This is a genomic window from Ruegeria atlantica, from assembly GCF_947495585.1.
GTDB classification, from domain to species: Bacteria; Pseudomonadota; Alphaproteobacteria; order Rhodobacterales; family Rhodobacteraceae; genus Ruegeria; species Ruegeria atlantica_G.
In genome coordinates, this window is record NZ_CANLZK010000004.1 from 73559 (window position 1) to 86792 (window position 13234).

At 59.5% G+C, this 13234-nt stretch carries 10 protein-coding genes; 7 read left to right on the forward strand and 3 right to left on the reverse strand.

What is annotated here, in order from left to right; all coding sequences use genetic code 11:
• Positions 1–5: 5 nt before the first annotated feature.
• Positions 6–668, forward strand: a complete 663-nt coding sequence (locus tag QMP16_RS09825) for a YrbL family protein (protein WP_282152223.1) — start codon at positions 6–8, stop codon at positions 666–668.
• A gap of 124 nt (positions 669–792) precedes the next feature.
• Complete coding sequence (gene polA, locus QMP16_RS09830; protein WP_282152224.1) at positions 793–3591, forward strand: DNA polymerase I; 2799 nt, start codon at positions 793–795, stop codon at positions 3589–3591.
• 58 nt (positions 3592–3649) lie between these two features.
• Here polA and QMP16_RS09835 read toward each other — a convergent pair whose 3' ends face one another.
• The gene (locus QMP16_RS09835) at positions 3650–3880 is read right to left on the reverse strand and encodes a DUF2798 domain-containing protein (protein WP_282152225.1); all 231 of its coding nucleotides are present in this window, start codon (positions 3878–3880) and stop codon (positions 3650–3652) included.
• Between the two features lie 79 nt (positions 3881–3959).
• Positions 3960–4709: a hydroxypyruvate isomerase family protein gene (locus QMP16_RS09840; protein WP_282152226.1), complete on the reverse strand. Its 750-nt coding sequence runs from the start codon at positions 4707–4709 to the stop codon at positions 3960–3962.
• A 175-nt stretch (positions 4710–4884) separates the two neighbouring features.
• Here QMP16_RS09840 and QMP16_RS09845 point away from each other — a divergent pair, with 175 nt between their 5' ends.
• A complete protein-coding gene (locus tag QMP16_RS09845) occupies positions 4885–5829 on the forward strand; it encodes a DMT family transporter (RefSeq protein WP_282152227.1) in 945 nt (314 codons plus the stop codon).
• Here the strand turns inward: QMP16_RS09845 and QMP16_RS09850 are convergent.
• Positions 5826–6404 carry a DUF1285 domain-containing protein gene (locus QMP16_RS09850; RefSeq protein ID WP_282152228.1) on the reverse strand — a complete coding sequence of 193 codons (579 nt, stop codon included), beginning with the start codon at positions 6402–6404 and terminating at the stop codon, positions 5826–5828. The genes QMP16_RS09845 and QMP16_RS09850 overlap by 4 nt on opposite strands.
• Positions 6405–6468: 64 nt before the next feature.
• Between QMP16_RS09850 and QMP16_RS09855 the strand changes: the two genes are divergently transcribed.
• The 4 genes from QMP16_RS09855 to QMP16_RS09870 are packed head-to-tail and all read left to right on the forward strand — an operon-like array spanning position 6469 to position 13143.
• Positions 6469–7476 carry an AAA family ATPase gene (locus tag QMP16_RS09855; RefSeq protein ID WP_282152229.1) on the forward strand — a complete coding sequence of 336 codons (1008 nt, stop codon included), beginning with the start codon at positions 6469–6471 and terminating at the stop codon, positions 7474–7476.
• Entirely contained in the window at positions 7473–8348 is an 876-nt protein-coding gene (locus QMP16_RS09860; protein WP_282152230.1) for a DUF58 domain-containing protein, read from the forward strand. The genes QMP16_RS09855 and QMP16_RS09860 overlap by 4 nt, the downstream gene beginning before the upstream one ends.
• Positions 8345–11107, forward strand: a complete 2763-nt coding sequence (locus QMP16_RS09865; RefSeq protein WP_282152231.1) for a DUF4159 domain-containing protein — start codon at positions 8345–8347, stop codon at positions 11105–11107. The genes QMP16_RS09860 and QMP16_RS09865 overlap by 4 nt, the downstream gene beginning before the upstream one ends.
• On the forward strand, positions 11104–13143 hold the full coding sequence (locus tag QMP16_RS09870) for a hypothetical protein (RefSeq protein WP_282152232.1): 2040 nt from the start codon (positions 11104–11106) through the stop codon (positions 13141–13143). Before QMP16_RS09865 ends, QMP16_RS09870 begins: the two co-directional genes overlap by 4 nt.
• Positions 13144–13234 lie beyond the last annotated feature (91 nt).

Consider the following 13234-nt stretch of genomic DNA (forward strand, 5'->3'; position numbering starts at 1 on the left):
GCCGGATGCTTTTTGCAGTGCAGCTTTTGCGGGTGTCCGATCAGGACCCGATTGCCACAGGCGGACATCGAGACGTGTATGCCTGTCCGGGGCAATCGCACTTATTGGTAAAGGTGACGCGCCCCCGTAAACGGCCCAACCGATCTTTTGCAAAACGGCTGATCCGGCGGCTTCTGCCCGATTCTGTTTTTCGCAATGCGCTGAAGGAAATCGAGGGTGAGATGAAGGCGGCGTTGAAAAGCGGCACCGACATCGAGCAACTGCCTTTGGCGCGATGTTTTGGCATAGCGCAAACCGACATTGGCCCGGCGATCGTTGTGGAGCGGATCGAATCCGATGACGGACAGCTCGCACATCCCCTTGCGAAGTTGTGCGAGGATGGAGCGCTGAGCGAAGATGTTCTGAATGAACTGAACAGTTTTGCCAAAAAACTGTTTCAGCTTCAAATTGTTGCCCGCGATATTCACGAGACCAACATTGTTTACGGGCTGCGCAATCAAACCCGGATGTTTCTGCTGATCGATGGTTACGGAGAGCGCAATCTTATTCCCTTGCGCACATTGAGCCGCAGATTGAACGACCGGTCTCTGCACAAGCAGATGAACGGCATCGCCGAGCGTGTGGGGCTGATCTGGGACAGAACCGGGCAGGAATTCCGCGTCGCGTGATTGACGGCCTGCGTTAACGTTCCGGCACAGTTTTCCGGCCTCTTGTGTGGATTGACTACCTTCTTTACTGGCCACCCGCGCGGGCCTGTGGCAGAACCGTTTCCAACCAGAACGGAGCGCGCGCATGAGCAATTTCGGAAAAGGGTGTCACCTGCATCTGATTGACGGATCGGCCTTTATTTTTAGGGCCTATCACGCGCTGCCGCCACTGACGCGAAAGTCGGACGGGCTGCCGATTGGCGCAGTTTCTGGCTTTTGCAACATGTTGCAGAAATATGTTGAAGGGAACGCTGGCCCGGACGCACCGACCCATGTGGCGGTGATCTTCGATAAAGGCTCGCACACGTTCCGCAACGATATGTATGACCTCTACAAGGCCAACCGTGAAGCGATGCCCGAGGACCTGCGCCCGCAGATGCCCCTGACACGCGAAGCAACGAAAGCCTTCAACATCGCTTGCAAAGAGTTGGAGGGGTACGAGGCCGACGATATCATCGCGACCCTTGCTGTGCAGGCGCGTGAGGCGGGCGGGCGTGTGACAATCGTAAGCTCGGACAAGGACCTGATGCAGCTGGTTGGCGGCGGTGTCGAAATGCTGGATGCGATGAAGAACAAGCGCATCGACCGCGATGGCGTGATTGAGAAATTCGGCGTTGGCCCTGAACGCGTGGTTGATGTGCAGGCACTGGCGGGCGACAGCGTCGATAACGTGCCCGGGGCTCCAGGCATTGGGGTCAAAACGGCCGCCCTGCTGATCAACGAATATGGTGATCTGGAAACGTTGCTGGACCGGGCCGAAGAAATTAAGCAGCCAAAGCGCCGCCAGACCCTGATCGAAAAGCGCGACCAGATCGAGCTGTCGAAGAAACTGGTGCAACTGGACGAGAACACACCGCTGGATTTCACGCTGGACGATCTTGAGGTGAAAGACCCCGAACCTGAAACCTTGCTGGGTTTTCTGGCAGATATGGAGTTTCGCACGCTCACCAAGCGGATCGCAGACAAGTTGGGTGCCGAAGCGCCAGCGATTGCCGAAGCGCCTGCGCCGGCTGCTGAGGTGGTCGAAGCTGAAGCTATCCCCTTTGATGCGTCAAAATATGAATGCATAAGGGATGCGAGTGCGCTGCAAAAATGGATCGACCAGGCGTATGAGCGCGGCTGGATCGCCGTGGATACGGAAACCACCGGCCTGAATGAAATGATAGCTGATCTTGTCGGCATCTCTCTGTCAGTTGAGCCGGGCGAGGCGTGTTACATCCCGCTGATCCACCGCGAAAGCGCCAGCGACGATCTGTTCGGTTCAGACGCGCTGGCTGAGGGGCAAATGCCCATAAATGAGGTTCTGAAGCTGCTGAAGCCGATGCTCGAGGATCCATCGATCCTGAAGATCGGGCAGAACATGAAATACGACGCCAAGATTTTCGTCCGCTATGGTGTGAATGTGGCGCCAATCGATGACACGATGCTGATGTCCTACGCGATGCATGGGGGTGAGCATGGGCATGGTATGGATACCTTGTCCGAACGCTATCTGAACCACACGCCGATCCCGATCAAACCGCTGCTGGGTTCGGGTAAATCGGCGATCACATTCGACAAGGTGCCGATTGATGAAGCGACCGCCTATGCGGCCGAAGATGCCGATATCACTCTGCGCCTGTGGAATCTGTTCAAACCGCAGCTGCATCAGGTGCAGGTCACTACCGTCTATGAAACGCTCGAACGTCCGCTGGTGCCGGTTCTGGCCGAGATGGAGATGCACGGCATCAAGGTCGACCGCGATGTGTTGAGCCGGATGTCCAACGCATTTGCCCAGAAAATGGCAGGGTTAGAGGCTGAAATCCACGAATTGGCGGGTGAGAATTTCAACGTCGGTTCCCCGGCTCAACTGGGCGAGATCCTGTTCGACAAGATGGGTCTGGAAGGCGGCAAGAAGGGGAAGACCGGAAAGTACTCGACCGGGGCTGACATTCTCGAAGACCTCGCGACCGAGCATGAATTGCCGCGCCGGGTTTTGGACTGGCGGCAACTGAGCAAGCTGAAATCGACCTACACTGACGCGCTGCAGACCCATATCAACCCCGATACGGGCCGGGTGCACACGTCTTATTCGATCACCGGAGCCAACACCGGGCGTTTGGCCTCGACTGATCCGAACCTGCAGAACATCCCCGTGCGCACCGAGGAAGGCCGCCGTATTCGTGAGGCATTCATCGCTGAGCCGGGCAATGTGCTGGTCAGCCTCGACTACAGCCAAATCGAGCTGCGCATTCTGGCCCATATCGCTGATATTACGGCTCTGAAACAGGCGTTTTCCGACGGGCTGGACATTCACGCAATGACCGCGTCCGAGATGTTCGATGTGCCGCTGGACGAGATGACGCCGGATATCCGCCGTCAGGCCAAAGCGATCAACTTTGGTGTAATCTACGGCATTTCAGGCTTTGGGTTGGCGCGCAATCTGCGCATCCCGCGGGCTGAGGCACAGGGGTTCATCGACCGTTATTTCGAACGCTTCCCGGGTATTCGCAAGTATATGGACGACACTGTCGCCTTCGCTAAAGAGCATGGCTATGTGCAGACTTTGTTCGGACGTAAAATCCATACACCTGAGATTAACGCCAAAGGGCCTCATGCGGGCTTTTCGCGCCGGGCGGCGATCAATGCGCCGATTCAGGGGACTGCGGCAGATGTGATCCGACGAGCGATGGTGCGGATGCCGGATGCGATCAATGGTCTGCCCGCCAAGATGCTGCTGCAGGTGCATGACGAATTGCTGTTCGAAGTCGCCGAGGATGCGGTGGACCCTTTGATCGATGTCGCACGCGACGTGATGGAAGGCGCATCAGATCCAGCTGTGAAGCTGGATGTGAAGCTAAGCGTGGATGCCGGACAGGGTGCCAACTGGGCTGAGGCGCACTAGAAATTCATCAAGCGGGCGGCGCTGCTCATCAGGCCCGGCAGGCCCTCTTTGCAGCGGGTCAGCCCTGCGGTCTGACCCAGCCCTCGACCATACGTTTTACTGTTGGTCCAAGGGTCAGGATGACGGCGAAGGCGATGGGCCAGCAAAAAGCCCAGGAACCCATCCAATCACCAAATGTGGACGGTCCGAAACCGACAGCTTTGACCGTGGCGATGCCGGTGACGATACAGGACATGAGGCCGGACATGATCAGTCCGAACACAGCGTGGGCAAAGCGGGCAGGGATCATTTCGGGCATCCTTAAGGTCGCGATGCCCCGGTTTTAGATATTTTCCCCCTGATTGCCAGACGGAATAGGGAATCTGGCGTCACATCCATCCCAGTGAATGCACGGTTCTGGATGTTGATGGGGTGTATTCGGCGCTAACCCAACCGGAATATCCCGACGCCGTCATAGCGTTAAAAAGCTGAGCGAAATCCGTCGGACCGCGTCCCGGTTCAGAGCGGTCCGGGGCGGCTCCGACTTGGGCATGTACGACCCTTGGATGAAACTGTTCCCAAACCTTCAGCGCGTCTCCGTGGATCATATGGGCGTGAAAGCTGTCATATTGCAGGCCGACATTTGGGCGATCGACACGGTCCAGGATATCAGCAGCCAGGTTGTAATCGTCGAGGAAGTAATCGGGCTGAGACAGGGGATTGAGCGGTTCGATCGTCAACTGCTGTTGCGGTGCAAGGTCGGCCGCCCATTGCAGGTTGCGAACCATGCACTCAAACGCATCAGACCCAGAGGAATAGCCTGACATGATGTGGATCAGCCCCGGGCGCAGCACCTGAGAATAGCGCAAAACACGGCGGATATCCGACTGGAACCGGCCTTCACCACCGGGAACAGCGGCATAACCGGGATCGCCGCCGGTGTAATTGGGTGGGGGCGCATTGATCAGCACCAGATCCAAACCGTTGGCCAGCAACGCGCGGTGTGTCTCTTTGGCGGCCAGGTCGTAGGGAAACAGAATCTCGACCGCCTTGAACCCAGCCTCTGCTGCGGCCTGAAACCGGTCCAGGTAGGGAAGCTCGGCAAAGAGCAGAGAGATATTGGCTGCGAATTTTGGCATCGGAGGCCTTTGGTTAGCTGGTGCGCTGACCTTATCCGCGAGGCGATTTCAACGAAAGAGACTGAAAACGACAGTTTGTCGAAATTCGACCAGATCGGGCTGACTGAATCAGCGAGGGTCAGGGCAACGCGGCGAATCATTTCAGAACGCCGTGCCAACAAAAGGTTCGAACATAATGGCGATGAGCCCAGACCCCGCGCGCGGGAACGCCCTTTCTGCGTCTGCCGGGCAAAATTCGGCCTTGTCCGGCAACGGCTTGGCAGTGGCGTCCATGCTGACGTGGGCGGCTGGGTTTCCGGCGGCCGAGGTGTTGTTGCAGACATGGCCGCCAGTTGCGCTGTTGGTTGCGCGCATGGCCATGGCTGTTGCGTTTCTACTCCCGGTTTGGGTCATGATAGATGGCCCGGAACGGGTTCTGCGCGCCCGTTGGGGGCATGCGTTTGTTGTCGGCGGGTTTGGTATCGGTCTGGGGATGTTCCTGCTGATTGTGGCGCAAAAACTGACGGACCCGGTCACAACGGCCATCATTGCCTCATGCGCACCATTGATTGCGACACTGTTGGAACTTGCGTCTGGTACTCGGCGACTCAAGTGGAATTTTGCCGTTGGGGTTCTGATCTCAGTAGTGGGCGGATTGATCGCCACCAGCGCCGTCGCACCGGCACAGTTGGGTTTGGGCGCTGCCTGTGCCGTTGCGGCGACAGCCCTGTTTTGCTGGGGTAGCCAGGCAACCTCGCGAGATTTCCCCGAATTAAGCCAGACCGGGCGCGCAGCGGTCACATTTGTTGGCGGGTTCTTCATGGCAACCATCCTGATGACCGGAGCACATCATCTGGGTATGGATATCGTGCCGTCCATTTCTATCGACTCGCGTCAAATTGGAATGCTGGCGATCTATTCGCTGATTTCCATGGCGCTCAGTCAGATCCTGTTTGTTGCATCGATTGGCAAACTGGGTGTCGCGCTTTCGTCCTTTCACATCAATGTCGCCCCGTTCTATGTGATGCTGATCATGCTGGTGCTGGGCGAAGAGTGGAACTGGACCCGTGCGCTGGGCGCAGGGGTCGTGGCAATGGCTGTTGTTCTGGCACAGGACCGTCGGGCCGCAAAACCGGCCTAGTCGGTCAGGCTGTCCGACCGGACAAGCGGGAAAAACTGCCCACCGGACCATACGCCGAACCAGCCATCTTTGTGCGTTGCGATGTCCACAAGACGATAAAAGCTTTTGCGATCTATGCGCGCCTCAAGATTTTTGCGAACCAATACATATGGTGACGGCTCATCTGTTTCGGGATCGATGACAATTCGGATCGGATGATCAGGGCCAGCTATCGCGCTATCACCAACACGGGTCGTAAATGTCAGTATTTGGGCCCGACCCTCGCCTGTCGCGTCAAAATCCACGGCCACAAAGGGCGCATCCTCAACAGTGATTCCCACCTTTTCCACCGGGGTCACAAGGTAGTATTTCCCGTCTTCTTTCTTAAGAATTGAGGAAAAAAGCTTCACAAGCTCGAACCGGTTGATCGGTGACCCTAAATAAGTCCAAGACCCATCTTTTGCGATATGGATGTCCAGATCGCCGCAAAACGGAGGATTCCACAGGTGAACAGGGGGTAAACCCCTGGTTTTGGCCGCTTTGACCGAGGCCGCCAGCCCGTCCGGAGAGGGGGTCACAGGTTTTTGTCCGCTCATTGCTTTTGCCATTTCCTTTTCGCGCGATACACTTCAACCATAATAGTCCACGGAAGGGAAAGTCATGACCGAACCTGCCGACCTCGTGTCCGAGATCGAAGCGCTGGAAATCAAACTGCAAGAGGCCAAGGCCTCGATCACCCGTCGCTTTATCGGACAGGAAAGGGTCGTGGACCTGACGCTGACCGCCCTGTTGTGCGGTGGCCACGCCCTGCTGATCGGCCTGCCTGGGCTTGGCAAGACGCGGCTGGTTGAAACGCTGTCGACCGTGATGGGTCTGCATGGCAACCGCATCCAGTTCACGCCCGACCTGATGCCTGCCGATATTCTGGGGTCCGAGGTTCTGGACACAGCCGAAGATGGCAGCCGCCACTTTCGCTTTATTTCCGGTCCGATCTTCTGTCAGCTGCTGATGGCGGACGAGATCAACCGCGCCAGCCCCCGGACCCAATCGGCGCTTTTGCAGGCGATGCAGGAACGCACCGTGACTGTGGCCGGTGAAGACCGCGATCTGGGTGAACCGTTCCACGTACTGGCGACGCAAAACCCGATCGAACAAGAGGGCACCTATCCACTGCCTGAAGCGCAGCTAGACCGCTTTTTGGTGCGGATTGACGTGGATTATCCTGATCGCCAGACCGAGCGCGACATTCTTTTGGCCACGACAGGTGTGGAAGAGGACGAAGCGCACGAGATTTTCAGCAAGGAAGAGCTGTTGGCCGCGCAGACCCTATTGCGCCGGATGCCGGTGGGGGACTCGGTTGTGGAACTGATCCTCGATCTTGTCCGCGCTTTCCGCCCCGAAGAGGCGGGCGTTTCCGAACGGGTCGCGGAAACCGTTGCCTGGGGCCCTGGTCCCCGTGCGGCGCAGGCGCTGATGATGACGGTGCGCGCCCGGGCGATGCTGCAGGGGCGTTTGGCCCCGAATGCCGAGGACGTGCTGGATATGGCGCGCCCGGTGCTCAGCCACCGGATGGCATTGAACTTTGCGGCGCGGGCGCGCGGTGACAGTTTGGCTGATCTGATCGACTCTACTGCCGCTGGTCTTGTCCGCACCGAGGCTGCGGCGTGAATGCCGCGCTGACCCTTCGAGAAAGATCTGAGGCCGAGGCGTCCCGGCTGCCGCCGTTGTTGGCACGGGCTGAGCAATTGGCCGGAACCGTTCTGCTGGGTGATCACGGACGCCGCCGCTCGGGGCTTGGTGATGACTTCTGGCAATATCGCCCTGCTCAGATCGGTGACAGCCGCCGGATGATCGACCACCGGCGTTCGGCCCGGGGGGATCAGCAATTTGTGCGCGAACGCGAGTGGCAAATTGCGCAATCGGTGATGCTGTGGGTCGATCAGGGCGCGTCGATGCGGTTTTCGTCTGACAAGAACCTGTCGACCAAAGCCGACCGCGCCCGCCTGCTTGGGTTGGCAACCGCGATCCTGCTTGTGCGCGGGGGTGAGCGCGTCGGCCTGACCGGCACGACCCTGCCGCCACGGCGCGGCAACGCTCAGATCATCCGACTGGCCGAAGCGTGGTCCGAAGACGCTGAAAACGATTATGCGCCACCAGAACACCGCGCCATGATCCCGCATGCCCGCGCCGTTTTCATTTCCGATTTCCTTGGTCCGCTGGATGAGGTTGAACTGGCGCTGACCAAAGCCGCCGACCGTGGGGTGCGAGGCTTGGTGCTGCAGGTTCTTGATCCCGGAGAAGAGACCTTTCCCTACCGGGGTCGTACGATCTTTGAAAGCGTTGGTGGGTCCGTCCGACACGAAACCCTCAAGGCCGGAGATCTGCGCGAGCGGTATCTGGAACGGCTTGCCAAGCGTAAGGACGCACTGACCCGGCTGTGCCGCGCGACGGGGTGGCAACTGGGGCTGCATCACACCGATGACAGTGCGCAAGCAGCTTTGTTGTGGCTCTATCGTGCGCTCGATGGGGGTACGGGATGACGATTCTGGCGGGCATTGGCTTTACCGCACCGTGGGTGTTGATGGGTCTTTTGACCCTGCCGATCCTGTGGCTGATCTTGCGTGCCGTGCCACCCGCGCCGATCCGTCGGTTGTTCCCGGCCGTGACACTTCTGCTGGGGTTGAGGGATGACGAAAGCGTTTCTGACCGCACCCCATGGTGGCTGCTGTTGCTGCGCATGCTGGCGGCGGCGGCGATTATCATTGGATTGGCCGGACCAGTCCTGAACCCCTCGCGCGATCAGGCGGGGTCGGGCCCGTTGTTGCTGGTGCTGGATGCCAGCTGGGCGGGTGCCACCCGCTGGTCTGCGACGCTGGATCAGATTGATGCGCAACTGACCGAAGCTGGGCGCGCGGGTCGTACCGTGGCCATCCTGCGCCTGACCGAACCTGAAGCCCCAGTTTTTCAAGCCGCCGAAGCATGGCGCGGCCGTCTGCCGGGATTGACCCCGACGCCGTGGCAACCGACCCGGGCGCAAGTCGATATGGCGCTGGCTGCCATGGATCAGGTTGACGGAGGGTTTGACACCCATTGGTTCAGCGATCGCCTAACCTACGAGGGACACGAGGCGATCCTGTCTGCCCTGCGCGCGCGCGGCGATGTGACAGTCTATCAGGCTCCGTCGCCTGCGGTCGCCATTCTGCCTGCTACATATCAGGACGGTGTCATTCAATTGTCCGCGCAACGGGCGGAACCCGGTCCTTCAGATCGCATCACGATACTGGCTCAGGGGCGTGACCCCGCCGGTGCAATGCGTGTTCTGCAATCGGCCGAGATGGAGTTTGCCAGCGGTGAGGCACAGGCGCAGGTAGAACTGTCGCTGCCTTCCGAACTGCGCGCGCGCATCACCCGGTTTGAGATTCAGGGTGAGCGTTCGGCAGGGGCCGTCACGCTGACCGATGACACCTTGCGGCGGCGCGAAGTCGCCCTAATTGCCGGATCGCTGAATCGCGAAGGGTTAGAGCTGTTGTCGCCGTTGCATTACCTGACGCAAGTTCTGACCCCTACGGCGGACTTTGTCGATGGCGGATTGCTGGAAGTCCTGCCCGCCAATCCAGATGTGATCGTGCTGGCCGATGTGGCGAAACTGGCCGGGTCCGAACAAGCGGCGCTGATCGAATGGGTGGAACAGGGCGGTTTGCTGCTGCGCTTTGCCGGTCCGCGGATGGCGGCCAGCGATCTTGGCCGGGATGCCGAGGACACCCTGTTGCCGGTGCGCCTGCGCAGCGGCGGGCGCTCGGTCGGTGGCGCGATGAGCTGGGGCGAAGCCAAAGGGCTGGCACCTTTCCCGGAGAACTCGCCCTTCTACGGACTTCAGGTACCGGAAGATGTCACAGTGACCACGCAAGTCATGGCGCAACCAGACCCTAATTTGGCAGATCGGGTTATTGCCTCACTTTCGGATGGCACGCCCTTGGTGACCCGCAAAGCGTTGGGTTTGGGGCAGGTGGTACTGTTCCATGTCACGGCGGATGCGGAATGGTCCAGCCTTCCCTTGTCTGGGCTTTTTGTTGAAATGCTGGACCGGCTGGCGGTGTCGTCAGCGGCGAAATCACGGCAGGAGTCACAGTTGCAAGGCACCACTTGGGAACCCATTCAAGTTATGGATGGCTTTGGTGTTCTATCTGATGCCGGAAATCTACCGGGCGTCGATGGTGTTGAGCTTGTGACCGGTCAGATCGGTCCCGATCTGCGACCCGGCCTTTACGAAAGCGGCAAACAGAAATTGGCGCGCAACGTTCTGACCGATGAAACGGTTCTCAGCCCAGCGGTCTGGCCGTCGGATGTTCCGATCAAGGGGCAGGAAGTCAGCACCGAAACACCCATTGGGGGCATCCTGCTGAGCCTTGCATTGTTGTTACTGACGATCGACGTGATCGCCTCGCTGGCGTTGTCCGGTCGTCTGGGTCTGGCCAGGGCAGCGGCTGTCGCACTGGGGGCGATATTGCTGGTGCCCGAAGTACAGGCGCAAACGCCCGAAAGTACAGATTTCGCGTTGAGCGCCACACAGGAATTGGTTCTGGCGCATGTTCTGACGGGTAATCAGCAGGTTGACGATATTGCGGCTGCAGGAATGCGGGGATTGGCTCAGACGTTGTTTTTCCGAACCTCGGTAGAACCTGCTGAACCCATTGGCGTGGATCTGGAACGGGACGAGTTGGCGTTTTTCCCGCTGCTTTATTGGCCGATCTCACCCGACCAGCCGCAACCGTCGGCTGAGGCTTATGCCAAGCTCAACGCTTACCTGCGTTCGGGCGGAATGATCCTGTTCGACACACGCGACGCGGATGTGGCGCGCTTCGGGGCCGCCAGCCCGAATGGGCGCAAGTTGCAACAGATTGCGGCTCCGCTGAATATCCCTTCGTTAGAGCCTGTTCCGCGTGACCATGTCCTGACGCGCGCATTCTACCTGCTGCAGGATTTCCCAGGTCGTTATGCGGGCACCGAAGTGTGGGTCGAGGCCGCACCCATGGATGCCGAGCAGATCGAGGGCATGCCCTTCCGCAACCTCAATGACAACGTGACGCCGGTGGTGATTGGCGGCAATGACTGGGGTGCGGCCTGGGCCATTGATCGCAACGGTCAGGCACTGCTGCCGGTTGGCCGCGGGTATGCGGGTGAGCGGCAGCGTGAGCTTGCAAACCGCTTTGGTGTCAATCTGGTGATGCATGTGCTGACCGGGAACTATAAATCAGATCAGGTGCACGTGCCTGCCTTGCTGGACAGGTTGGGACAATGACAGGAACCGTCATCTTCGATCCGCTGATCCCTTGGCCCATCCTCGCCATCGTAGTGGCGATTGCTGTCGCTGGGGTTGTTCTGGCCCTGTGGCGCGGTCTGTCTGGCTGGGCTTTGCGCGGTTTGGCGGCGCTGGTTGTGATCGCTGCGCTGTCAGGTCCGGTCTATCAGGTCGAAGATCGCGCGCCGCTGACCGATATCGTTCTGATGATCGAGGATGAAAGCGCCAGTCAGACCCTTTCGGACCGGGCGGATCAGACCGCGCAGGCCGCCGAGGCACTGGCGGTTGAGATTGAATCCCGCAACAATACAGAACTGCGTCGGATCAAGGTGGGTGATGGTGACGGGGACGAAGGCACGCAGGTGATCGCGGCGCTGAACGAAGCGTTGGCCGAAGAGCCGCGCGCGCGGATCGCGGGCATTTTGGTGGTGTCGGACGGTATCGTGCATGATGCCGATCAGGCGCCTGACCTGCCCGCGCCCATGCACCTTTTGCAGACAGGGCGTACAACGGATTGGGATCGCCGCCTGATCGTCCGCAATGCGCCTGCCTTTGCCATTATTGATGAACCCGTCACCTTGACCCTAAGGGTCGAGGATAGCGGTGCAGCACCTGCTGGGGCCTCGACCGCGCCACTCGAAATTTCGGTCGATGGGGCCGAAGCCGAACAATTCACGATTCCCATTGGCGTTGATGTCGAGCTGCCGATCACGCTGCCCCATGGCGGACGCAACGTGATTCAGTTCACCGTACCAGAGGCCGAGGACGAGCTGACCGATCGCAACAACACGGCGCTGATCCAGATGAACGGCGTCCGCGACCGGCTGCGTGTGTTGCTGGTGTCCGGAGAGCCGCATCCGGGCGGGCGGACATGGCGCAACCTGCTGAAATCCGACAGCTCGGTCGATCTGGTGCATTTCACCATTCTGCGCCCCCCCGAAAAGCAGGACGGGGTGCCGGTGGACGAGCTTTCGCTGATCGCCTTCCCGACGCGCGAGCTGTTTTTGGAAAAGATCAACGATTTCGACCTGATCATTTTTGACCGCTACAAGCGGCGCGGCATCTTGCCAGCTATCTATCTGGACAATGTCACCAACTATATCAACGAAGGCGGTGCCGTTCTTGTTGCTGCCGGACCGGATTTTGCCAGCGCCGACAGTATCTTCCGCTCACCCTTGGCACCAATCCTGCCTGCGCAACCCACCGCGCGGGTGATCGAGGAACGCTATGTGCCGATGGTCACCGATTTGGGGCATCGCCATCCGGTGACGACTGACCTTGGCGACTCGGATAACTGGGGTGCTTGGCTGCGCCAGATCGACGTCAATCACCGCACGGGTGAGGTTTTGATGACGGGCGTGGATGACCGGCCCCTGTTGGTGCTTAACCGAGTTGGCGAGGGGCGCGTGGCGCTGCTGGCCTCGGACCATGCCTGGTTGTGGAGCCGGGGATTCGAGGGCGGCGGACCGCAGCTGGAATTGCTGCGCCGATTGGCACATTGGATGATGAAAGAGCCCGAGCTCGAGGAAGAGGCGCTTTGGGCCGAGGCCAACGGTCAGGTGATGCGCATCATCCGTCAGACGCTGGGGGATGAGGTCGGGCCAGTGACCGTAACCCGTCCGAACGGCGAAACGGTCGAGATTACCCTCGATGAGGTCTCTCCAGGGCGGTTCGAAGCACAGTATTTCGGGCCGGAAATTGGCCTCTACCGCCTGCAGGAAGGGGAACAATCCACCGTCATCGGGCTTGGCCCTGCTGCCCCCAAGGAATTCGAACGCACGATCGCAACGGCCGAGGTACTGGAACCTGTGACGGCAGAATTGCGTGGCGGTACGGTGCGTTTGGAGGAGGGTTTGCCGTCGATCCGCAACGTACGTGCCGGGCGTCCCGCATCAGGGCGCGGATGGATCGGTCTGACCCCGCGCAACGCCTATGAAACACGTGACGTGACGCAGGCCGGGCTATTGCCACCTTGGCTTGTATTGCTGCTGGCGGGCGGGTTCCTTCTGGCGGGCTGGCTGCGCGAGGGGCGGTGACAGGACAGTCAAACACCACGCTGACTGTGGGATTGCCGGGCAAGCCGTTGTAAGACACTGATGCCCCGCCTTTACCCTTTGCAGGCGGGAA